The organism is Leptolyngbya sp. AN02str, from assembly GCF_050565595.1.
Lineage (GTDB): Bacteria > Cyanobacteriota > Cyanobacteriia > Elainellales > Elainellaceae > Kaiparowitsia.
In genome coordinates this window covers 57077-78380 of sequence record NZ_JBNXVR010000029.1, presented here as the reverse complement: position 1 = coordinate 78380, position 21304 = coordinate 57077, and the positions used below count along the sequence as shown (strand labels likewise).

Genomic DNA, 21304 nt, shown 5'->3' with positions numbered 1-21304 from the left:
GGTAGGGTGCGAAGCACCCTACCCACAACACCAACACACCAGATTTAGTAGGCTTGCATAAGTCCTGCCAAAATTAAAAGCGAGAGCGGCATGAACTGCTGCTCTCGCTTTTAGCGTTTGTGGACGATCGCCCTTAAACCGTAGTTGGGGTGCCGTTGCTGTACAGCAGCGCCCGCTTTGGCCCGTGAATGGGATCTTCCACGATAATGGTTTGGTCGCGACTGGCGCCCAACGATACGATGGCGATCGGCACTTCCATCAGCTCTGCCAAAAACTTCAGATAATCCAACGCCTGCTTGGGCAGATCATTGAGCGATCGGCAGTCAGCGGTGGATTGCTTCCATCCTGGCACGGTTTTGTAGATGGGCTTGCACTTGGCAAACAGGCGTGCACTGGTGGGGAAATCTTCGTAGCGGGTGCCGTCAATTTCGTAGGCAACGCAGACTTTGATTTCGTCCATCTCATCTAACACGTCCAGCTTGGTAATGGCCAAGCAGTCCAACCCGTTGATGCGCACGGCATAGCGGCCAATCACACCATCAAACCAGCCACAGCGGCGACGACGACCCGTGGTGGTGCCAAACTCTGCACCGCGATCGCACAGAAGATCGCCAATTTCCCCATCCAACTCAGTGGGGAAGGGGCCTTCGCCCACGCGTGTCGTGTAAGCCTTAGCCACCCCAATCACCCGGTCAATGATGGTGGGGCCAACCCCCGCGCCAATGCACGCGCCGCCCGCCACCGGGTTCGATGAGGTGACATAGGGATAGGTGCCATGATCAAGATCTAGCAGCGTGCCCTGCGCACCCTCAAACAAAATGTTGCGCTTTTGGCGCACCGCATCGGCAATTCGCAGCGAACTGTCCACCACGTGAGGGCGCAACCGCTCCGCATAGGCTGCATACTCTGCAATCACCGCTTCGGGATCAAGCGGTGGCAAATCGTACAGTTTTTCTAAAATGACATTCTTATAATGTGTAGTCCAACGGACTTGCTTCGCCATGCCATCGGGGTCCATCAGGTCAATCACCCGAATGCCTGTGCGCTCTGACTTATCGGCATAGGTGGGGCCAATTCCCCGGCCTGTGGTGCCAATTTTGTGATTGCCTCGGCGTTCTTCCGATGCGCGATCGATCAGCCGATGGTAGGGCATGGTGACATGCGCCGCCTCGGAGATCAGCAAGTTCTCTGTTGAAATGCCCAATGCATGGAGCTGATCCAACTCTTGAAGCAGCACCTTGGGATCAATAACCGTACCCGAACCGATAATGCATTCCGTGTCGGGATACAAAATCCCTGAGGGGATGAGGTGCAGCTTAAACGTCTGCCCCTGCACCACCACCGTATGGCCTGCATTCACGCCACCCTGGTAGCGAACTACCATATCTGCTGATTTGCTCAACAGATCGGTGATCTTGCCTTTTCCTTCGTCGCCCCATTGGGCACCAATTACAACAACGTTTGCCAAGAGTCTAAATTGCTAGAATTTCAGTATTATCGAGCAAACTTCCATTATTTACAGAGGGTGTAACCTCTGTCAACGAAATACGAGTTCTATTCATATTTATTGAGAGGTTGGTTGTGGCACTATACGCAGAGTTACATCGGCACTTGGGGGGCTCGGTTGTCCCCAGAGTTCTATGGCGATATTTTCAGCGAAACCGTTCGGACTTAACCGAGCGGTTTGTTCGTTATGCGGAGTTTGAAGATTTTTACACCAAGCCCCGCAATACGCTGGATGAGTATTTGGAACTGCACACGATGGTGGAAAGTGTGCAAACCGAGGAAACGCTGCCCTACTTTATTTATCGGCTGATGCGAGGGGCGTATGTATTTGAGAATTTGGCCTATTTAGAGCTGCGCTATACCCCGTTTTTGCGTACGCCAGAGGAGCTGAGCCAGTCGGAGCGAATTGACCTGATGGCGGAGATTGTTTCGGTGGTGGGTAAGGCAAGCCAAATTGGCGAGTATCCCATTGTGACGAGCCAAATTCTTTGTATGCACTCGCGCTTGCCCTACGAGGTGAACAAGGCGATTGTGGATTTGGCGGCGCAAACCCCAGAGTATGTGTGTGGGGTGGACTTGGCTGGGGGAGATGCTCATTACCGCGATCGCCTGGATGAGTTCATTCAGCTCTACGACTATGCGCGATCGCTCGGCCTCAACACCACAGGGCACCTGTACGAAACGACAGACGGCAATTATCCTGAGATGTTGCCTTACCTGATGCGCATTGGCCATGGTATCCAAATTCCACTGCAGTACCCCGAACTGTTGCCCCAGCTCGCCCGCGATAAGCAGTGTCTGGAAGTGTGTCCCACCACGTATTTAAAGACGGGAACGCTGGAGAGTATTCACCAGCTTAAGGCCGTGTTTGATCGCTGTTTTGAGGCAGGGGTAGATATTGCCATTTGTACTGATAACGCGGGGCTGCACAATGTGCGCCTGCCGTTTGAGTACGAGAGCTTGCTCACCCACGACATCATTGGCTTTGCCCAACTGCAAGCCTGCCAAGATGCGGCATTTCGCCACGCATTTGCTTGGACGTATCAGCAGCGACCTGAGCGAATCCTGGGTCGGGTGCTGCGGGGCGAATCGATGATTGATCGTGGGGCGATCGCTCCATCCCCTTTATTGTAAGGCTGCTCTAGCACGACAAAGCAAAAGCCACCGGAGCGATCGCCCCGGTGGCTTTTAGAATTTGGATGAAACCAAGCTTATGCGCCGCGATTGAGGGCGAGCTCCACTTGCTTAAACTCTTGCTCCAAGCGCTTCTTCAACTTTTCTGGCACGGGGCGGTTTGGATACGAGCTGTAGTGACCTGCCAACGAGTTCAATGCTGTTCGCATCGTAGTGAAGGAGTTGAGCTTGAGCAACGAGTCATCGCGACGGTAGCGAGAGAAAAAGTCGTTGATGATTTGCCGAGCCTCGGACTGTGCTTGAGACTTGCTGGGCGAGTCATTGGGGAGATTGATGGCGGTGCGCAAGCTTTCGATCACCGTGAGGGTGTCATCGCGATAGTTGCCGCTCAAGCCGCTGGGATTTGAACAGGCAGTTAATCCAGTCAGGCTAACGACCACGACCAGCGCTAGCGCCAATAAACGAGAAAAGAATGCTTTCATAAAACCTCGGCAGCTTGAAGCACAGTAAACAAATCAAGATTGCAAGTTGCAACACTTTGCAGATCTTATCCCGATTCAGCAAGTTTCACAGCCAGACCAGTAGAATCTCTGCCGAATGAATCAAGGCCACGCTTAGATGCTACGAGCGATGCAGACCGAAACCTGCAGCCTTAATCAAGTATGGCCTCCTGGGGGCTGTTGCCCTAGGCATTGCCAGACATGCGCCCAATAATGTTTTGCACAATCTGCATGCCCGTGACGGCCTGCCAGCCAAACAAACCTGTGATCACAACGTTGAGCACGATGTGGGCATAGCGTGCCCAGTCATGACCTTTTTGCATGAAGGGGGTAAGCGAGGCAGAGGTGGCAATCATGCCAGTCATGGCCAGCCCGGCGATGAGGTGTGGGTTGACAAAGAGTTTGCCGCTGTTGATGTAGGTTGCACCCATGGCACCGATAGTGCCGAGTACCATGAGGGCCAGCAGGATGGAGCCAACTTGGTGATGACGAATGTTGAAGCGACCCTTCAGCAGCTCTTTCTTCAGATCTCCCTCAGCTGAGCGCGCTCGACGCCATTGAATCCCCAAATACATTGCGTAGATTGTGAGCCCCAATAGCACCCACATCAGCACGGGGTGAACAAATTGACTCCACACCTTGACCGATTCAGGGATTTCGATGCTCATAATGCCTCTCAAGATCGTTAAGGAAACCTATCGTCTGCTTCATAAAAATTAGCACAAAGATCTGCCGTCAGGCGGACAGGCGATCGCAAAAAACAAGCTCAAGCCCTCTACCGCATCACCGGAGGAAGCTTGAGCTATGAAATGATCATGAGCTTCATGAATCAACCTTTCTCAAGCCAGAGGTTTGGCTGGGTTGAAGCATGCTGTGAAGCACGGTTACATACCGGGAGCAAGGGGATCAACGCCGGGTTGGGTGGCGGGTTGCTGATTGCCCTGAGGCTGTACGATGAGCGGGGGCTCTGTGACAACACCCACGAGGCGATCGCTGGGAAAGCACAAAATCGCTTTTCCGTCCTTCACCGGAATTTGAAATACCCGCTGGCCTCGGTCTTCGGGTTTAGCAATCAGCGTTTCAAACAGCTGTTGCAAGAGCGGATTTTGGGGTTCAACCCGAATGGTGTGCTGCTGCCCGCCTTCGAGCAATACGGTGAGATCGACCTCTGGTGGAAGCCCGGCTTGTGGGGTACCTGAAACCATGAAAATACCTTTGTGAACGGCTTGTGCAGTTTGTAAAATCTACGCCAATCTGCGCAAATCAATGCAAAAAGTGGCGAGTGCCCGTGAAGATCATAGCCAATCCCAGCTCGTTTGCTGCGTCGATAGAATCTTGATCGCGCAGACTGCCACCGGGTTGGGCGATCGCTGCAATGCCCGCTGCTGCTGCCTGCCGCACCGAATCGTCAAACGGGAAGAAGCCATCGCTGGCCAAAATTGCGCCCTTGGCTTTGTCGCCAGCTTGATCCAGGGCCAGCTTAACGGAGCCGACGCGGTTCATTTGCCCGGCTCCAATGCCTAACGTGGTGCGATCGCTCGTGACCACAATGGCATTGGATTTCACATGCTTGCATACCTTCCAGGCAAATGCCAACTCCGCCAATTGGTCTTCCGTTGGTTGGCTTGTCGTTGCAACTTGCCAAGTTTGAGGATCAATGCGTCCATCATCAGCTTTTTGCACCAAAAAGCCGCCCGCAATGGTGCGTACCGTTTGGGGCTCACCTGCTCGCAGATCGGGCAAAATCAGCACACGCACCTTCGATTTCGCTTTCAGGATCGCTTCGGCATCGGGCTCACAGGCGGGAGCCACCACACATTCCAAAAAGGTGCCTGTTAGAGCTGTGGCCGTGGCTGCATCAATGGGACGATTGAGTGCGACAATGCCACCAAAAGCCGAGACAGAATCTGCCTCGTAGGCTTTGCGGTAGGCTTCGGAGATGGTGTTGCCCAATGCCACACCACAGGGATTGGTGTGCTTGATGATGACGGCTGCGGGATCAGCCTCAAACTCGGCCACAATCCGTCGTGCCGCTTCTAAATCGACCAAATTGTTGTAGCTCAGCTCTTTGCCTTGTAGCTTGGTGGCGGCGGCCCAGCCCCGTGCGATGGTTCCAGTTTGGTACCAAGTCGCTGGCTGATGGGGATTTTCGCCATAGCGGAGGGTCTGCATGGCATGGCCCGACATGGCAAACTGATCTGGCAAGGTTTCGGCTTCAAGCTGTTGCAGGCTGGCGGCGGTGGGCTGGTTGCTGAGATAGGATGCGATCGCCAAATCATAATTGGCCGTATGCCAAAAGCCTTGCAAGGCCGACTCCCGTCGAAACTCAAGCGACACGTTGCCGTTACTGCGTTGTAATTCTTCCAAATAATCGGTGTAGCGAGCCGGATTGCACAGCACCGTAACATGGGCAAAGTTTTTGGCAGAGGCTCGCAGCATGGCAGGGCCCCCAATATCAATTTGCTCTACCGCATCGGTCAGCGTGACATCGGGCTTGGCGATCGTTTGCTCAAAGGGATACAGATTCACCACAACCAAGTCGATTGGCTCAATCTGGTTTGCCTCCAGATCGGCCACATCCTGCGGCACATCGCGCCGGGCCAAAATACCCCCATGAATGCGGGGATGCAATGTCTTGACTCGTCCACCCAAAATTTCGGGCGAGCCTGTATAGTCTGACACTTTGGTGACGGGAATGTCGGCGGCTTTCAGCGCTTGAGCGGTGCCGCCACTGCTCACAATGCGATAGTCAAAGTCGCTCACCAACGTGCGGGCAAACTCGATCAGCCCAGTCTTATCCGATACGCTGAGTAACGCCAAACGTGCCATAGTGTCCTTTTGCTTCATTCAATAACGGTCAACGGGTGAGCCCTGCACAAGCGACTCATCCCAAATCCAGTCGCATCTCGTTGCTGTTGACAAACCCAAGATGGGTATACACCGATTGCCCCGCAGGAGACGCGTGCAAGATGGCGCGGGTACAGTTCAACTGTTTGAGGTGATCGAGTACTGCTGTGGTGAGCTGTTTTGCAATACCGCGACGACGGTAAGCTGCTTCGACATAGACTCCCCAAACGTAGCCATACTTGCGATAACGTGCCACAAACGGTGCGGGGTACAAGCCTGCAAACTCCTGCCCCCCCGCTGAGCCAACGATCCGATTGTTGACTTCTGCAACAAAGGCTTGATAGCTCAGTTCGATACGGGCATGGGCAATGAACTGCACAATGCGATCGCGCGAGTCTGGGAGCAAATCACTGGGGGCAACTTGATTATCCAGCCACAGCTGATAAAAATGAGACGCAACGATCCCATCTTCGGCTGGTGTTGCCGCTCGAACGGTGACCGCTTGCTGGGTTTCGGCTTCCATCTCTGACATCTCTAGACTGATGCGGCTGAACAATCTTTGCGAGCAACGCTAGCAAATCACCATTCAAAATTATCAGGACGAGGTACGCCGTACGAGAGTCCTGATGTCTATCCTTGACCTCGCTAGCATAAATATTAACGAGGCTTTTGCAAAACTATGATTTTATAGAGAATTGCTTCAGATTCAAACGTTCTGTTTTGGAGGTTGAGCGTTACCTTGCCCCTACAAGCTCTTTCCATCCCCCCTGCTAACGGTGCTTCGCCCCATGGACTACTGGTCATTTTGCATGGCTGGGGAGCCAATGCTCAGGATGTGGCGGCAGTTGCTTCTTATTTAACCTTGCCAGCCGACCAGCTGCTTTTTCCCAATGGTCCGCATCCCTATCCTTACATGCCCAGCGGCCGAGTGTGGTACAACTTTCCACCTGAGTATCAATTTGACGAGTTGCCCAATGTGGAGCAGCAAGCCGATTTGCAGCAAAGCCGTAAGCTGCTGATGGAATGGATGTTGTCGCTGGAGTCCACGACGGGAGTCCCCCTTGATCGCACGGTGCTGGCGGGGTTTTCCCAAGGGGGAGCCATGACGATGGACGTGGGAACCCAACTGCCGCTGGCGGGCCTGATGGTGCTAAGTGGCTACTTGCACGGGGCGCTGTCGCCCATGGCTGGGAGGCGATCGCCCGTGCTGATGGTGCATGGACGGCAAGATATGGTGGTACCCGTTGCGGCGGCGCATCATGCCAAGCAAACCCTAACAGATTTGGGCTTTGCAGTGGACTATCACGAGCTAGACATGGGCCACGAAATTTCGCCCCAAGTACTAACCTTCATGCAAAACTTTACACAAGAAATACGGTCATCCATTCCAGAAAGGGAATAGATCGGCATAGGATAGATCTGATAAGGTTGAAACTTATGCAATCACAAAGTGCAGAGTTGGCGACTGAATACTGCCAAAAGCGGAGGGCTAAACTATGAAAACGCTGAGCTTTTCGGAACAGGATGTAGCCCGAATGACCGAACAAGAGATTGCAGACCTGGCAGAACGCCTAGAGCGCGATGAATACTCCAATGCGTTTGAAGGTTTGCAAGATTGGCACTTGCTGCGGGCGATCGCCTTTCAGCGTCCCGAAATGGTGGAACCCTACTACTACCTCCTCGACATGGAAGCCTACGACGAATCGTAGGTTTGCTGAGTCCACGTTGCCTGATCTCTCTTTACAAACTTGATAGCCCAAGGTTGTTTCTGTATCCTGCAACCTTGGGCTTTTTGATCTGGCCTGTGGGCTGGAAGCTGCTGGCTATTGGTTTTCTAAGTAGGTGGCCATCGTTAAACATCAAACCTTAAAATCCTGTGCAGCCCGCACTGCGGGCTGCACAGGATTTAGGATGTGGTTCTTTCATCATGTTGAGGTACTTATTAGTTTTGGGATGAATGCTCGGCGCGATCGCGCAGCTTCAGCAAAATTTCGGCATGCACTTCGCGCGTAATCGGATACAGCCACGCCAGCGCCATGCCTATGACCAACACCAGCGCTGGCAATGGGCCAATCATCCAGCGAATGGCCGTAAGGGCTGACTCTGGCTGCACGGGGGCTGGCTCTCCTGCCACCGAGGTAATAAACCCTGACCACTGGAGCGCTTGCCCAACCAAAAACAAGCCCAGCGCCAAGGCTAGCTTTTGCAGCAGCACCATAAACCCGTAGAAAATTCCCTCACGCCGCTGCCCGGTATTCAGCTCATCTAGCTCAATCACATCTGGGATCATTGACCAGGGAATGAGGTATGCCGTGGACACTCCAAAGCCGGCCATAATTGCCAAAACGTACATCAACCCAACCTGACCCGGTTGCAGCAAAAAGAGACCAATTTGTGCAATCACCCATAGCGACATGCCCAGAAAGTAAACGGCTTTTTTGCCCAGCTTGGCGCTGGCCTTGCTCCACACAAACAGCATGAGCAAGGCCGTCACTTGCACTGCAATCACCGCTTGAGTAAACACCTCATCCGACAGGCCCATGTAGTTTTTCACAAAGTAGGGAATGACCGTGACGGTGTTTTGTACGGCCAACCAAGAACACAAATAAATGCCGATGACGTAAAGAAACGGACGGTTGGTAAAGGCAATTTTGAGCTGTTGAAGATAGGGAATGGACTCAACCGGATTGGCCGCGAGCACCTCTTGGCGATCGCGCTCTAGCCTCACCACCCGCTTGTACACTCCCAGCACACACCAATAAATTGGCAATACCGACATCACTGCACACACCCCGCCAATCCACAGGTAATGCTGCGACGCATCCGTGACCAATCGAAAAATGACTAGCGCTAACACCAGCGACAAAATGCTGCCACCAATGGAAAAGGCAAATCGATAGCTATTGAGACGAGTGCGCTCGTCATAATCTCGGGTGAGTTCGGGAGTGAGCGCGGTGTAGGGCAGGTTCACCATCGTGTAAAAGTTGTTAAACAAAATACTGACGATGACGTAGTACCAAAACAAACCCCACTGATTGGTCGTCGGATTGTCGCTAAAGCGCGGCACAATCCACTGCAAAAAGAAAAAGATGCCGAACGGAATACCACCCCAAATCATCCACGGTAGCCGACGACCTAGCCGACTTTTCGTGCGATCGCTCAAGGCCCCCACGAGTGGATCGTTGACCGCATCCCACAACTTGCCCACCAGCAAAATGCTGCCAGCCAGCCCTGGATCAATCCCTGCCACATTTGTAAAGAAAATCAGCAGAAACACCACCAGAATATTGGCGGTAATGGCAGGTCCCAAATCTCCAGCGCCAAAGGCCAGCTTTGTCGGCAGGCTTAGCTTTTCGGAGAGATGAGCAGATGAGTCGGCAGATTCTGTCATGAGGCAATAACCTGTAACGCGATGCGTTGGAATTCAGTTCTACAGTTGTATCATGCTCATCATCCTACTCTGATGCGCCAAACCAACACGATGTTTGTCGTGCTCGTGCGAGGGCATGTTCATCGTGTAGGACATCATCCTCTACTTTCATTGCCTCAAACATGTCAGATTTATACGTTTCCTGGGACGACTATCATCACACGATTGAGCGTCTTGCCATCAAAATCTACGAATCCAACTGGGAGTTCAATCAAATTGTGTGTTTGGCAAAAGGAGGATTACGCGTTGGCGACCTTTTAGCTCGCCTGTTTGATGTGCCGTTGGCGGTGCTGTCTACGGCATCCTATGGGGGTTCTGGCAATCGAACCCGTGGCACGATTGTCTTTTCCAACGATTTGTCGAAAACAACGCTTAATGTGGGTAGCCATGTGCTGTTGGTGGATGACTTGGTTGACTCGGGCGTAACGCTGCAAAAGGCCGTTCCCTGGTTGCAGCAAAAATACGGGTTTTATGTTGATGAGATTCGTACGGCGGTGCTGTGGTACAAGGCTTGTTCAGTCATTCAGCCAGATTATTATGTTGATTATTTGACGGATAATCCTTGGATTCACCAACCGTTTGAAAAGTACGAGGACATGACGATCTCCGAATTAGCTGCGCAGCATGCGTCATCGTCTAGCGCATCCTAAGTTGGAAATTAGGATTATGACTGGATTTCAGTGATGAGGTAGACCTGTGGATATTGGTTGGAGAAGGACAGCGGTGTCCTCCTTCTTTAACCAACATCCACACAGGGGAAACTCAAGCCTGAAATGTGATCGACCGGATGTATGTGCCATCTGCAAGTGACTGACTGCCGTGGCGCTTTGATCGATTGGATGGTTTGAAAACTGATGGTTTGGGAAAAAACCTAAGCGTTACAAAAACTCGTGAAGAAACTCGAAGGGGTCATCTTCCCAGCAGGGGGCAGGGTACAAGTACTCTAGATTGTGCAAAATGTCGGCTTCGATGGCGTGAATGTCGGGCTGGTGAAACCAGTCTGCCAACACATGCATATCGCGATCGCGCAAAGGCATGAGAGGCGCTGCGCCGTTGTATACACCGCCCACATAATCGGTCAAAAAGAACGAGCGCTGGGGTGGAATGGGGGTGGAAGTGTCTACCTTGCTGGTAAATGGCGATCGTTGCAACGTTTTTCGCTGCAAGGCTTTTGAGCTAAATTCCAGTAGCTCAAGTAGCGATGCATCGGTTCCGTTTCCTGATGAGGCGATCGACATGGCTCACCCAATCCATATTCCAAGTTGAAAATACCGCAAGTGCAGGATCCCAGTTGCAACTCAGGCAACAATTGAGATCACCCTAAAAACTGAGATCACTCAGAAAACCAGCGATCGCCGCATGTTCAGCATCGCATCCAACCAAAGAAGGTTAAAAACAGTCCCAACTGCTCTGGTCTCCAACCCGGAATGATCCAAAGTTTCAGTAGTTCTACGCCGCGATCGCCGTAGACTTTACGGAAGCTATCCAATCAGCATACGCAAAATTACGGTAAATTCGCCATAGGGGTGAGGTGAATTTTTCCCAAGTGGCTCTTTGACGACGGCTACCACAGCCAACCTAAGCAAGCGAAGCAGGCTCGATCAAAAAGCTGTGGTTGGCTGGAATGAGCGATACGTTCATCACCTCGGCAAAGGCTGTCACCAGTTCATGCCGTACTTGGCTAACGCTAATGCCTGGAATGAATTGTGCCAAACTGCCCACAGGGCGATCGCGAATGCCACAGGGGACAATCTGCCGAAAGCCTTCCAAATCTGGACATACGTTAATCGCAAAGCCGTGCATTGTAATCCACCGGCTGACTTTAATGCCAATGGCGGCGATCTTGTGCCCATCAACCCACACGCCCGTTAGCCCAGCAATGCGCTCCCCCTGCAACCCAAAGGGAGCGATCGCCCGAATCACGACTTCTTCCAACTGCCGCAGGTACCAGTGCAGATCGGGCTGGTAGTGCTTGAGGTCGAGAATGGGATAGCCAACGAGTTGCCCTGGGGCGTGGTACGTAACCTCACCGCCACGCTCAACCCGGCACACTTCGTATCGAGTGTCGGCAGGGTCAAAGTTCAGAAACTCAGTCGTGGCTCCCTGGCCCAATGTGTAGACTGGTGGATGTTCCAGCAGCAACAGCACGTCTTTGGTTTCGGGATGAGCTTTTTTGCGAGCAACAACCGATTGCTGCCATTCCCAAGCAATGTGATAAGGCACAACGCCTTCATGATACAGCTGGCATAGGCGACGATTTGGCTCAGGGTTCATCATATTCAATTAGAATTGATAGCAACTTTACCGTATGCGCGAATAAGATTGATGGAATAGATTGATGAGACTACGGGATGTTTCATTGGCAGATTGGCCAAGGGTGTCCTCGTCAAATACGAGGGTAAACCACTGCAACGAAGCGGCTGTGATACAAAACTTAGCTCATTGCTTCATCAATTGATATTAACGAAAAATTTGAAGATCAACCGCAATTCTAAAGCTTAATTGCAATCTTTGAGAATGGCCGCCAGCTTGTGCTAAATCAGGGGCGATCGCTATTATCAACCCAAGCCTAAACGGTGGAGCTGGCTATCGCTCCAAGGTTTTGCGTCGATCAATTGTGCCATTGAGAATGCCCGGTTCGTTGTGCAATGATTGAAGAGCTTCGTGAACTCGAAAATAAGCCAATTTTAGATTTCACATCCGTGATGTAAGGGATCTTTGTGAGTAAATATCTTGGAATAAATCAAGAATTATCACAGGATGCAAAACATTTTTAACGAGCAGGTCGTCCTGAATACAAGGTGCTAGGGTGAAGGTATACCCAACCGTTTAGGGGAGGAGCTTTATGAAGCTTGTTATCCAGGGCAAAAACATCGAAATTACCGACGCAATTCGTGATTATGTGCGTCAGAAAATTGAGAAGGCTGTGAATCATTTCCAGCATCTGACCACGGAAGTGGATGTGCATCTGTCGGTTGCCCGCAACCCCCGGATAAGCCCCAAGCAAACCGCTGAAGTCACCATCTATGCCAATGGCGCTGTTGTAAGAGCTGAAGAAAGTAGCGAAAATTTATATGCCAGCATTGACTTAGTTGCCGATAAAATCACCCGACAACTCCGGAAATTTAAGGAAAAGCGCAATACGCATACTCCCATTCGCACCACCGAAGTGATCACCCAAGATACGGTGGACCCCATTCTGGACACGGATCGCACGCCTCAACTGCCCGCCGAAGTTGTGCGCACGAAGTATTTCGCCATGCCTGCCATGACGGTCGAAGCTGCATTAGAGCAGCTTGATCTGGTGGATCACGATTTTTATGTGTTCCGCAATGCAGATACGGGAGAAATTAACGTGATCTACGAGCGCAACCATGGTGGGTATGGGGTCATTCAACCCCGACCCGGCACGAATGGTCATACGAATGGACACGGCAATGGCCATGCCCAGCATAAGAATGGCACGTCAACCACGAACCATCAATCTGCTGCCAAAGTTTAGGGCACACGATTTGTGTTGACATCATCTTCTGAATAGTCAGTGAGTTGCCCAATTTCTTGAGCCTAACCGCAAAAGAAATTGGGCTTTTTACATTAGGTTCGGTTTATGGAGGGTTGCTTGATTTGCAAGATGGCGATCGCCAGTGCTCCAGCGATGAGCCCCCAAAAGGCAGACCCAATGCCAAATAGCGTTGCTCCTGAAGCCGTGACCAAAAAGGTGATAAGGGCCGGTTCGCGTTCTGTTTCGTGCCGAAGGGCGGCAGCAAGACCATTGCCAATGGTGCCCAGCAGCGCCAACCCCGCGATCGCCAACACCAACTCTGGTGGAAAGGCCGCAAATACAGATGTGACTGCTGCGCCAAATATGCCAACGATGAGGTAAAACACACCAGCCGCGATCGCGGCCACATAGCGACGATCGGGATCTTCGTGGGCTTCGCGGCCCATACAAATGGCTGCAGTAATGGCCGCCAAGTTATAGGCAAAGCCGCCAAATGGAGCCAGCAAAACGGTGGTTGTGCCGGTCCAGCCAATGAGTGGTGAAATGGGAACGGAGTAGCCCGATGCCCGAATGACGGCGACTCCGGGGACATTTTGTGAAGCCATGGTGACGGCAAAGAGCGGCAGCGCTACTCCCATGAGCGATCGCACCGAAAACTGCGGTCGAGTGAATACTGGCATAGCCAATGACCACTGAATGGAATCCATTTGCAACAATCCCTGAATGCTGGCGATGATGATGCCCAGAACCAATGCAGCTACAGTGGCATAACACGGAAGCGTGCGCCGTAGCACCAGATAGGTGCAAAACATGGCGAATACCATGACGAATTGAGTTTGCATGGCGGTAAACACATCCAGGCCAAACCGCAACAGAACCCCGGCCAACATGCCCGATGCAATGGAAATGGGAATCCGATTCATGGCGCGTTCAAACCATCCAGTAAAGCCACACAGCGCCATCAGCACCCCGCATACCACAAAGGCGGCGATCGCTTCGGGCATGGATACGCCTTCCGCCGATGTGATGAGCATGGCTGCACCAGGCGTAGACCATGCTGTGACCACCGGAACCCGATAGCGCAGCGACAGTACAATGCACGTGAGCCCCATGCCCAGCCCCAGCGCCCACATCCAGGAGGCAATTTCAGCAGACGATGCTCCGAGGGCTTGCGCCGCCTGGAACACAATTACCGCCGAGCTGGTAAACCCCACGAGTACGGTCACAAATCCGGCAATGATGGCCGAAAGAGATACATCCTTGAGAAAAGCCATGCGCGTAAACCGTCACGATTGCGCATTTAGACTACTGTGCCGATTGGCTGCGTGTCTTGGATCAAATTGCCCTATTACTAGCCAACCGTCGAAGCGCGCTGGGGTAAACCCAGGTTAGACATGAGCGATCGAGACATGAGTGATCGCCAAGGTGGTGCTCTGGTCGTAAACCCGGTTAGGGTTCGTCTCCCAGCAGGCTCAGCTGGACAACCGAGTCGTCGGTTTTGCGCTTGCTAGCGGTGCGCCGTTTGGGCTTGTGGGGACGAATGTCTACATGGGCGACAAACCACGTGCGGAGCGCCTGTGCCTGTTCCACATCCAGAGACTCGAGATCCAGCGCTGTGGGAAATAGCTCAGGATGTGTTTCTGCTGCCCAGGCGATATCGCTCTCGAACCACTCAGCGGCAAGGGGGCGCACATCCGTAGGCATTCGCGCCAAAAAGGGCAACACATTTTCCTGATTGAGAAAACGGTGGCGCTGCTGCTCCAACTGCTTGACTCGGCGCTGGCGTGCCCGTTTGTAGTCCAGGATGGGTTGGGGATAATCGCCCAGCAGTGGTGGCGGACTGCCCAGCGCTTGCGGCGACAGGTGCGCCAACTCAGGCACCCACTGTTTAATGAACAGACCATCGGGGTCGCAGCGATCGACGGCAACCTGTTGGGGATTGTAAATGCGGGTCCAGGTTTTATCGACACAGTGGGTGACCCCGGCCTGCATAGCCCATTGGTAATGGTCAATGGGGCAGTCGCCATCAATCAGGTGCCGCATAAAGTGGAGTGCGCCATAGCGCCAGTCCATGCCCAGCAAGTTGCTGAGAAAACTGGAATAAATGGCTCGTGTACGAAAGTTGAGCTGTTTCCATCCACCCGTGGCCTGTAGGCAGCGCGCCGCCGCATCCACAATGGGAAAGCCGGTATACCCATCGCGCCATGCGTTGTACAGCGCCTCGTCAAACTCCCAGCCTTCCTCATCAAAGACGTGATAGAGCGATCGCACCTCCAACTGTGGCAAGTAGCGAAACCGCTGAGCGAAACCGCAGCCCCATCGCAATCGCGCAATCAACTGTTGGCGGCTGCGTTCGGCGCGTCCATCGGCACATTCCCACTGCTGCGCTGTTTGCACACATTCCCGCACCGAAATCGCCCCAAATTTAATATGAGGACTCAAGCCCGTGGTGGCCTCCGCACCAGGATAGGAAAGCTGCCAGTAGTACCGCGTGATTTTGTCGTCATAAAACTCGCGCAGCATCTGTCGGGCTGGCTCTATGCCAGCGGGAGGGATGGGCTTCTCATCGGCAATGAGTCCCAACTCTTCCAGCGTGGGAATCGGTTCGCTGGCGATGTCGTTGGGGACGATGACTTGAGTGGGCGCAGGTAGCATGGCTTCCGCCATATGCAGATACCACAGGTCGCGATAGCGGGGATAGGGGATGAGGTTTGGGGTGGTGCCGGGTGGTTCAAACCAGCGAATTTTCATATCGGCTTGCGCTAATCGCTGATTCAGCCGAGCATCGCGCACGCGGCCATAGATCCGCTCAAAATCAACATGGGCGTAGATCCCATCGGCCTGAGATTCCCGAACGAGCTGAGGCAAAACTTCGACGGGATCGCCACAGCGGATGATCAGCCGACCGCCGCGATCGCGCAAATCCTGGTCGAGCGATCGCAAGCACTCCAGCATAAAGGCCACCCGCGCCACAGCCGTTTCGGGATGGGTGAGCAGCGCCCGATCCAGCACAAACACAGGAACGACTGCGCCTCGGGTTGCCGCTCGATACAGCGGAGCGTGATCTGCAATGCGTAAATCGCGCCGAAACCAAACGACCGTGCGATTCATTCTCGAACCAACGTAACGTTCTGTTACTCAATGTAACGCACTGCTCTCAGCAGCCGTTTGGGCAACCTCATCCGCTCAAACGCCCAGTGCAGAATTCACATCTAGCCAAAGAGGGGGCGATCGCCCAAAACGGGTCTAGCTTGCGACATAACCATTGTGCCTTTTGTTAAAAATTCTTAGCCTTCCGCAATTTGGCGCTAATTCCGCAGTAAATTTGGCCATGAAGCTTGTAAATCTTCATAGGAAACTCAGATATGGCAGCCTCCTATCTCCCTTCGATTTTTGTACCTATCATTGGCTGGGTTTTTCCCGCTGTGGTGATGGCATTTCTCTTTATTTACATTGAGACCGACGCCGCCTAAATTTCCCGTCCTCATCCCCTTGAGTTTATTGAGCGTTCCGACTTGGTACGCCGCAATTGACAATACTTTGAGAGATATCTGAACGATGACGATAGAAGTAGTTAAACCCGCTGGCGATCCCCAGATTGGCAACCTTGCCACCCCCATCAACGCGTCAAGTTTCACCAAAACCTTTATCAACAACCTGCCTGCCTATCGGCCTGGTCTATCGCCCCAGCGTCGCGGCTTGGAAATTGGCATGGCTCATGGATATTTGCTGTTTGGCCCCTTTGCGGTGACCAGCCAGTTCCGCAATACGCCCTATGCCAACATTGTGGGTTTGGTTGAGGCCATCATTCTGGTGGTAATTTTGACCCTGTGTCTGTCGCTGTATGGCAGCGTGGGCGCACCCAAGCCGATCGCCACTGTCACAACGCCCAATCCTCCTGCTGCGCTGAGCACCTCCGAAGGCTGGAGCGAATTTGCAGGCATGTTTTTGGTGGGTGGCATTGGTGGCGCAGCGTTTGCCTACGTCATTTATGCCGTGTTTACCTCGGGTGTGCTCGAAACGTTTGGCAACGTTTTGGGCTAGTTATCTCCCAGGTTTAGGTTAATTCATCTCACGTTTGTGTCAGGTTTAGAGACGTGGAATCACGTCTCTTTTTTGCGTTTGTGGGGTTGGGGGTGGCATGGGACGAGCCCGGTTTTTGACAGATGCCCAAGGGGTGCGGTTGCCCAGTGTGACTGCAATTTTGAATGCGACCAAGCCGCCGGAAGATCGAGAGGCGTTGGCCCGGTGGCGCGATCGCGTTGGGTCACAGGAGGCCACTCGCATCGCAACAGCGGCCAGTCGGCGCGGTAGCCAAACTCATAAGCATCTGTGCCACTACTTGCGGGGAGAGCCGCGAGAATGCCCCGAACTGGTAAAGCCCTATTGGGAGAGTTTGGCATCGGTGCTGGCGGAACTTGGCGATGTGCAGATTGTAGAAGAGAAGGTGTTTCACTATGATTTGGCCTATGCGGGTCAGGTGGACTGTGTGGCGAGTTACCGTGGCCAGCCCTGTGTGGTGGATTGGAAAACGGCAGATGCGCCCAAGCAGTCGGTGGAACGGCTGTATGACGGGCCGTTGCAACTGGCGGCCTACTGTGGTGCCGTCAATCACGCCTTTCCCCAGTTGGGCGCAGAGCTAAACCAGGCCATGCTGGTTGTGGCGGTTCCCCATCAGCCTGCGGAGGTGTTTTGGTTTGAGCCAGAGGCGTTGAGCGCGTATTGGGCGCAGTGGCAACGCCGGGTGGATCAGTATTATGGGTATCGACGTTGGCGTTGAAGTGATGCAGCTATCGGATTGGATTACTCCTACCACTCCTGCGGGAACGGCGCTGTTTTTGCGGTGGAATGGGTATCACGTGTTTTCGATTCCGAAGCGAGAGTTGGCGCGATCGCCCCACTCGCTGCGGTTTTTTGGGGTGGGTGGCAAGCGCACCGATCCACAGGAATCGTTTGTGGACTGTGCCCTGCGAGAAAGCGTGGAAGAAATTGGCGATGTGGTGTCGAGCATTAACCCCGCGAGCCAAACGCATTTGCTCCAGGCGGATGGTACGATTCGGGCAATTGAGCTAGTGGGTGAGGCCATTTGCCCCCGGTTGATTTTGGAAAAGCGCAAGCATACGGGCTATGGCAGCTTGGCGGGGAGCGATCGCGCCTATTACCTGGTGGCGTACAATGCCAGCCTGAGCCAGCAGCCCCATCCCTACAACGAGATTGCGGCACTCCTGTATTTGCAAGATCAGCACTTGCAGGCCATGCACAAGGGGCAGTCGTGGGCGCTCGCCGATGCGCTGGACCAGGGCGCAATCATGCAGCTGCAAGCAGGTGTTGTGCTGGAGCCAACAGCGACGCTAGTACCCCACGGAACAGCCCAGTTTTTGGTCAAGGCTTATCCAGATTCGCTGTAGGTTCACTGTAAGTTTGGGGAACAGACCTGACGCACGCCGATGCCAATGTGTCGATGAAGAGTGTGAACGTGGGTTGCAATGCCCAGTAGAGTGGTAGAACGAGCGTTTATTCCCACCATTTGGGGTGTTCACCGTTTATGGATATGTCTGCGATCGCGCCAATTCCTCCCTATGCTGCCCTCATTTTTGATTGCGATGGCACACTGGCCGATACGCTCCCGGTGCATTATCAAGCCTGGTCGGAGGCGCTGCAAACGTTTGATGCCGAGATGGACTGCGACTGGTACTTGCAGCACACGGGCATTTCAACCGTGGATGTGGTGCGTATCTTAAATGAAACCTTTGGCTATGACCTGGATGCGCTGTTGGTCAAAGCCGAAAAACACCGTCGCTTTCAGGAGTTGATTTCGCGGGTAACGGCGATCGCTCCCGTGGCGCAAATTGTGGAAGAGCATGTGGGCAAAGTTCCCATGGCGATTGCATCGGGGGGAACGGGCTACATTGTGCGGCAAACCTTGGAAACAATCCGGCTGGCCCATGTGTTTGATGTGGTGGTCACCTCCGAAGATGCACTCCACGGCAAACCCGCGCCCGATCTATTTTTGCTAGCAGCCGAACAGCTAGGCGTTGCTCCGGCGGATTGCATTGTGTATGAAGACAGTGAAGCGGGACTAGAGGCTGCAACTCGGGCGGGAATGCGCGGCATTGATGTGCGATCGGTGTGGTCGTCGGTGTTGCCGTGCTCTTAGCTCTGGGCGTAGTCATACCCCTGGAGTTCAGGCGAAGTAACGCAAACATCTCAAGGCTGTTGCGTTGCAGGAGTAAGCGCCGCGAAACCTGCTCTGTGAGCGCATTTCGCGGCGTAACTTGTAGAAATAGCCGCAAGCCCAGGAGCGGTTAGTCGTCGTCGGCTAGGGTCACCGTAACGACGGGGGCGTTGGTAAAGGCTCCCACATGGCTAAAGCTAATGATGGAGAGCGATAGCGTGCGGTCAACATTCTTCAAAAGGTCGCCAACGAGCTGGAGGGGCAGCCATGCGGTGGTTTGGCCAGCGGCAAACGCAACGGTGAGCGCATTGCCAAGAAAATGCTGTCCTGCGATCGCCGTACCGCCTGTCAGCTTCACCTGAACAGAGCCAGCCATGGCCACATTGCCCGAGCGCACCAGGGGAATCATCACCGTGTTTTGCTGCTGACCTTCCTTCACCCGAAAGCTGGATGCTCCAAAGTTGTAGGCCGTCATCAAATCATCATTCAAAATGCGTCCAGCTACTTTCTTAGCATTGGGATTGAGCGATCCATTGACCGGACTGGCCAACTGCACATAAAAGGTTTCGTTGCTTTCAAACTTGCGATCGCCCTTCGCTAAAACACTCACCGTGCGTTGCGTCATGCCGGGGGTGAATAGCAGCTTGGTCGGAGCAACTTTACTATAGTCGCCATCGCCCACCTTGGCTGTGCCATCCAGCGTGGCGTAGTTGACCGTCACGGCCTGATCGCTGGCATGGGAGAGCGACACCTTGTAGGTCAATGCTTTGGTGCCTGTGTTGCCTTCCACAACGGTGCTGCTCATTGCCGTGAGGGAAATGGTTGGGTCGTTGCCTGCAATGGTGAGATTGGCGATTTTGGCGGTGTCTTTGATGGCGTAGCTGCCAGCGGTTAGGGTGATGCGAATGGTTTCGCCCAGTTCACTCAAGCCATCGTTGATCGGGTTGATGATCACATCAGTAAACGTTTGGCCAGCGGCAATGGTTGCGATCCCTGACAGGGCCGTGTAGTCCGTGCCGTTGCTGGCGGTGCCAGCAATGGTGTACTTCACGGTGAGGGCTTGGGTGAGGTTGCCCCCGGTGCGATGAATGCAGAACTTGGCGGAGTTGGCGATGTGCTCATTGGCCACGGCATCGGGCACGGTGAGATGCACAACGGGGGCATCGACCATGGTGACGGTGGCGGTTGTGTGTTTGGGGGCGATGGTGTAGCTACCGTTGGCCAGGGTCATCACTACGGTTTCGTTGCCTTCCACCACGCTGTCGAGCTTGGGTTTTACCATCACATCCACAAAGGACTTGTTGGCGGCAATCACGGCGGAACCCGCTAGGGAGCCGTAGTCCGTGCCGTTGGTGGCGGTGCCGCCCAGGGTGTAGTTGACGGTTAGCGCTTGGCTAACATCGTCGGTAGCGCGGTTGATGCGAAAGACGCCCGATTTACCCGTTGCTTCGGCGGCGAGGCTATCGAGGGCGGCAACGCCAACGGTAGCGTTTAGGGTATAACGATATGCTGCGATCGCCCCTGGAGAAAAGGGAGAGACTGACTCGATGGAGCCTGTGGTAAATTCGAGAGCCCAGTTGTGACCCAGGGCAGTGGGGCCTGTGAGATCGGTCGAAGCGGCGACATCAGCTCCGGTGAACTGGCTCAGCCTTGAAACAAAGGATGCTCCCTGGGGCGTAGCGGCGACGTTGCAGCCGTACATCAAAATATCGGCCTGCTCGGTCAAGGCTCTGCTCCATTGCTGAAGCTGGGAGGCATGGGTTGCCAACGTGGTGCCTGTGAGCCAGTCGTCTCCTAGTTGCAGGCTCCCATCGGCTCCGTGGGAAACAATGTGCAGACTGCTGATGCCCGACTGTCCCTGAAGGACTTGGGTGATTTGGGCGATCGCATTCGTTTCTGGCGTGAGCACAAAAACTTGGGTGCCAGCGGTCATGCTAGCAATCAGGCTTTGGTAGTCTTCAACCTGGGAGTCAATAAACAGCAGCGATGACGCGTTTCCGGACGGGGAAAGGGAGCATTTGCCTGCAAGCTCGGGCAACCCAGGCTGAGCCACACCCGATAGGGGATAGGTTGGGGCGATCGCAGGGGATAGCGCTGATGTTTGGGCAGGGGAAGACATAAAGGCTCCAGCAAACTCTACCTTCTAAGAAGTGCCCTGGCTGCTGCGTGCGCTAACCTGTATCCCTACGGAATCCTGCACGCTCCTTCAT

At 53.7% G+C, this 21304-nt stretch carries 22 protein-coding genes; 10 read left to right on the top strand and 12 right to left on the bottom strand.

What is annotated here, in order from left to right; translation table 11 throughout:
* Positions 1-133: 133 nt before the first annotated feature.
* Positions 134-1468 (bottom strand): adenylosuccinate synthase, encoded by a 1335-nt coding sequence (locus ACQ4M4_RS19745; RefSeq protein WP_430686173.1) that lies wholly within the window; start codon positions 1466-1468, stop codon positions 134-136.
* Between the two features lie 113 nt (positions 1469-1581).
* On the opposite strand from ACQ4M4_RS19745, the gene ACQ4M4_RS19740 reads away from it, so the two are divergent.
* Complete coding sequence (locus tag ACQ4M4_RS19740) at positions 1582-2640, top strand: adenosine deaminase (RefSeq protein ID WP_430686172.1); 1059 nt, start codon at positions 1582-1584, stop codon at positions 2638-2640.
* 77 nt (positions 2641-2717) lie between these two features.
* On the opposite strand, the gene psb27 is transcribed toward ACQ4M4_RS19740, so the two are convergent.
* The 5 genes from psb27 to ACQ4M4_RS19715 all read right to left on the bottom strand — a co-directional run bounded on the left by psb27 (position 2718) and on the right by ACQ4M4_RS19715 (position 6519).
* Positions 2718-3122 carry a photosystem II protein Psb27 gene (psb27, locus tag ACQ4M4_RS19735; RefSeq protein ID WP_430686171.1) on the bottom strand — a complete coding sequence of 135 codons (405 nt, stop codon included), beginning with the start codon at positions 3120-3122 and terminating at the stop codon, positions 2718-2720.
* Between the two features lie 203 nt (positions 3123-3325).
* Positions 3326-3808 carry a DUF4079 domain-containing protein gene (locus ACQ4M4_RS19730; RefSeq protein WP_430686170.1) on the bottom strand — a complete coding sequence of 161 codons (483 nt, stop codon included), beginning with the start codon at positions 3806-3808 and terminating at the stop codon, positions 3326-3328.
* Positions 3809-4024: 216 nt separating this feature from the next.
* Positions 4025-4345, bottom strand: coding sequence for a hypothetical protein (locus ACQ4M4_RS19725; protein WP_430686169.1), 321 nt, complete (start codon positions 4343-4345; stop codon positions 4025-4027).
* A 58-nt stretch (positions 4346-4403) separates the two neighbouring features.
* Entirely contained in the window at positions 4404-5969 is a 1566-nt protein-coding gene (gene purH / locus ACQ4M4_RS19720) for a bifunctional phosphoribosylaminoimidazolecarboxamide formyltransferase/IMP cyclohydrolase (RefSeq protein WP_430686168.1), read from the bottom strand.
* Between the two features lie 55 nt (positions 5970-6024).
* Positions 6025-6519, bottom strand: a complete 495-nt coding sequence (locus ACQ4M4_RS19715) for an N-acetyltransferase family protein (RefSeq protein WP_430686167.1) — start codon at positions 6517-6519, stop codon at positions 6025-6027.
* Between the two features lie 207 nt (positions 6520-6726).
* Here ACQ4M4_RS19715 and ACQ4M4_RS19710 point away from each other — a divergent pair, with 207 nt between their 5' ends.
* Together ACQ4M4_RS19710 and isiD are read left to right on the top strand one after the other, a co-directional pair.
* Positions 6727-7389 (top strand): alpha/beta hydrolase, encoded by a 663-nt coding sequence (locus ACQ4M4_RS19710; protein WP_430686166.1) that lies wholly within the window; start codon positions 6727-6729, stop codon positions 7387-7389.
* A 94-nt stretch (positions 7390-7483) separates the two neighbouring features.
* Positions 7484-7696 carry a protein IsiD gene (gene isiD / locus ACQ4M4_RS19705; protein WP_430686165.1) on the top strand — a complete coding sequence of 71 codons (213 nt, stop codon included), beginning with the start codon at positions 7484-7486 and terminating at the stop codon, positions 7694-7696.
* A gap of 233 nt (positions 7697-7929) precedes the next feature.
* On the opposite strand, the gene ACQ4M4_RS19700 is transcribed toward isiD, so the two are convergent.
* Positions 7930-9378 carry an MFS transporter gene (locus ACQ4M4_RS19700; protein WP_430686164.1) on the bottom strand — a complete coding sequence of 483 codons (1449 nt, stop codon included), beginning with the start codon at positions 9376-9378 and terminating at the stop codon, positions 7930-7932.
* Positions 9379-9539: 161 nt separating this feature from the next.
* On the opposite strand from ACQ4M4_RS19700, the gene ACQ4M4_RS19695 reads away from it, so the two are divergent.
* The gene (locus tag ACQ4M4_RS19695; RefSeq protein WP_430686163.1) at positions 9540-10067 is read left to right on the top strand and encodes a phosphoribosyltransferase; all 528 of its coding nucleotides are present in this window, start codon (positions 9540-9542) and stop codon (positions 10065-10067) included.
* Between the two features lie 228 nt (positions 10068-10295).
* On the opposite strand, the gene ACQ4M4_RS19690 is transcribed toward ACQ4M4_RS19695, so the two are convergent.
* Together ACQ4M4_RS19690 and lipB are read right to left on the bottom strand one after the other, a co-directional pair.
* Positions 10296-10655, bottom strand: a complete 360-nt coding sequence (locus tag ACQ4M4_RS19690; RefSeq protein ID WP_430686162.1) for a hypothetical protein — start codon at positions 10653-10655, stop codon at positions 10296-10298.
* A 340-nt stretch (positions 10656-10995) separates the two neighbouring features.
* A complete protein-coding gene (gene lipB / locus ACQ4M4_RS19685) occupies positions 10996-11694 on the bottom strand; it encodes a lipoyl(octanoyl) transferase LipB (protein ID WP_430686161.1) in 699 nt (232 codons plus the stop codon).
* Positions 11695-12262: 568 nt separating this feature from the next.
* Here lipB and hpf point away from each other — a divergent pair.
* Positions 12263-12919: a ribosome hibernation-promoting factor, HPF/YfiA family gene (gene hpf / locus ACQ4M4_RS19680; RefSeq protein ID WP_430686160.1), complete on the top strand. Its 657-nt coding sequence runs from the start codon at positions 12263-12265 to the stop codon at positions 12917-12919.
* A 92-nt stretch (positions 12920-13011) separates the two neighbouring features.
* On the opposite strand, the gene ACQ4M4_RS19675 is transcribed toward hpf, so the two are convergent.
* Both ACQ4M4_RS19675 and ACQ4M4_RS19670 read right to left on the bottom strand, forming a co-directional pair.
* Complete coding sequence (locus ACQ4M4_RS19675; RefSeq protein WP_430686159.1) at positions 13012-14193, bottom strand: benzoate/H(+) symporter BenE family transporter; 1182 nt, start codon at positions 14191-14193, stop codon at positions 13012-13014.
* Between the two features lie 175 nt (positions 14194-14368).
* On the bottom strand, positions 14369-16030 hold the full coding sequence (locus tag ACQ4M4_RS19670) for an FAD-binding domain-containing protein (protein WP_430686158.1): 1662 nt from the start codon (positions 16028-16030) through the stop codon (positions 14369-14371).
* A 254-nt stretch (positions 16031-16284) separates the two neighbouring features.
* Between ACQ4M4_RS19670 and psaI the strand changes: the two genes are divergently transcribed.
* From psaI to ACQ4M4_RS19645, 5 genes are all read left to right on the top strand, one after another.
* On the top strand, positions 16285-16392 hold the full coding sequence (psaI, locus tag ACQ4M4_RS19665; RefSeq protein WP_430686157.1) for a photosystem I reaction center subunit VIII: 108 nt from the start codon (positions 16285-16287) through the stop codon (positions 16390-16392).
* A gap of 85 nt (positions 16393-16477) precedes the next feature.
* Positions 16478-16963 carry a photosystem I reaction center subunit XI gene (locus ACQ4M4_RS19660; protein WP_430686156.1) on the top strand — a complete coding sequence of 162 codons (486 nt, stop codon included), beginning with the start codon at positions 16478-16480 and terminating at the stop codon, positions 16961-16963.
* A gap of 97 nt (positions 16964-17060) precedes the next feature.
* Complete coding sequence (locus ACQ4M4_RS19655) at positions 17061-17699, top strand: PD-(D/E)XK nuclease family protein (RefSeq protein ID WP_430686155.1); 639 nt, start codon at positions 17061-17063, stop codon at positions 17697-17699.
* A complete protein-coding gene (locus tag ACQ4M4_RS19650; protein ID WP_430686154.1) occupies positions 17677-18327 on the top strand; it encodes a hypothetical protein in 651 nt (216 codons plus the stop codon). Before ACQ4M4_RS19655 ends, ACQ4M4_RS19650 begins: the two co-directional genes overlap by 23 nt.
* 137 nt (positions 18328-18464) lie before the next feature.
* Complete coding sequence (locus tag ACQ4M4_RS19645; protein ID WP_430686153.1) at positions 18465-19076, top strand: HAD family hydrolase; 612 nt, start codon at positions 18465-18467, stop codon at positions 19074-19076.
* Between the two features lie 148 nt (positions 19077-19224).
* Here ACQ4M4_RS19645 and ACQ4M4_RS19640 read toward each other — a convergent pair whose 3' ends face one another.
* The gene (locus ACQ4M4_RS19640) at positions 19225-21213 is read right to left on the bottom strand and encodes a DUF4347 domain-containing protein (protein ID WP_430686152.1); all 1989 of its coding nucleotides are present in this window, start codon (positions 21211-21213) and stop codon (positions 19225-19227) included.
* Positions 21214-21304 lie beyond the last annotated feature (91 nt).

Coding starts and splice junctions, on each gene's coding strand:
- psb27 (WP_430686171.1), bottom strand. CDS start 3,122: ATGAAAGCATTCTTTTCTCGTTTATTGGCGCTAGCGCTGGTCGTGGTC.
- ACQ4M4_RS19730 (WP_430686170.1), bottom strand. CDS start 3,808: ATGAGCATCGAAATCCCTGAATCGGTCAAGGTGTGGAGTCAATTTGTT.
- ACQ4M4_RS19725 (WP_430686169.1), bottom strand. CDS start 4,345: ATGGTTTCAGGTACCCCACAAGCCGGGCTTCCACCAGAGGTCGATCTC.
- purH (WP_430686168.1), bottom strand. CDS start 5,969: ATGGCACGTTTGGCGTTACTCAGCGTATCGGATAAGACTGGGCTGATC.
- ACQ4M4_RS19715 (WP_430686167.1), bottom strand. CDS start 6,519: ATGTCAGAGATGGAAGCCGAAACCCAGCAAGCGGTCACCGTTCGAGCG.
- isiD (WP_430686165.1), top strand. CDS start 7,484: ATGAAAACGCTGAGCTTTTCGGAACAGGATGTAGCCCGAATGACCGAA.
- ACQ4M4_RS19700 (WP_430686164.1), bottom strand. CDS start 9,378: ATGACAGAATCTGCCGACTCATCTGCTCATCTCTCCGAAAAGCTAAGC.
- ACQ4M4_RS19695 (WP_430686163.1), top strand. CDS start 9,540: ATGTCAGATTTATACGTTTCCTGGGACGACTATCATCACACGATTGAG.
- ACQ4M4_RS19690 (WP_430686162.1), bottom strand. CDS start 10,655: ATGTCGATCGCCTCATCAGGAAACGGAACCGATGCATCGCTACTTGAG.
- lipB (WP_430686161.1), bottom strand. CDS start 11,694: ATGATGAACCCTGAGCCAAATCGTCGCCTATGCCAGCTGTATCATGAA.
- hpf (WP_430686160.1), top strand. CDS start 12,263: ATGAAGCTTGTTATCCAGGGCAAAAACATCGAAATTACCGACGCAATT.
- ACQ4M4_RS19675 (WP_430686159.1), bottom strand. CDS start 14,193: ATGGCTTTTCTCAAGGATGTATCTCTTTCGGCCATCATTGCCGGATTT.
- ACQ4M4_RS19670 (WP_430686158.1), bottom strand. CDS start 16,030: ATGAATCGCACGGTCGTTTGGTTTCGGCGCGATTTACGCATTGCAGAT.
- psaI (WP_430686157.1), top strand. CDS start 16,285: ATGGCAGCCTCCTATCTCCCTTCGATTTTTGTACCTATCATTGGCTGG.
- ACQ4M4_RS19660 (WP_430686156.1), top strand. CDS start 16,478: ATGACGATAGAAGTAGTTAAACCCGCTGGCGATCCCCAGATTGGCAAC.
- ACQ4M4_RS19655 (WP_430686155.1), top strand. CDS start 17,061: ATGGGACGAGCCCGGTTTTTGACAGATGCCCAAGGGGTGCGGTTGCCC.
- ACQ4M4_RS19650 (WP_430686154.1), top strand. CDS start 17,677: ATGGGTATCGACGTTGGCGTTGAAGTGATGCAGCTATCGGATTGGATT.
- ACQ4M4_RS19645 (WP_430686153.1), top strand. CDS start 18,465: ATGGATATGTCTGCGATCGCGCCAATTCCTCCCTATGCTGCCCTCATT.
- ACQ4M4_RS19640 (WP_430686152.1), bottom strand. CDS start 21,213: ATGTCTTCCCCTGCCCAAACATCAGCGCTATCCCCTGCGATCGCCCCA.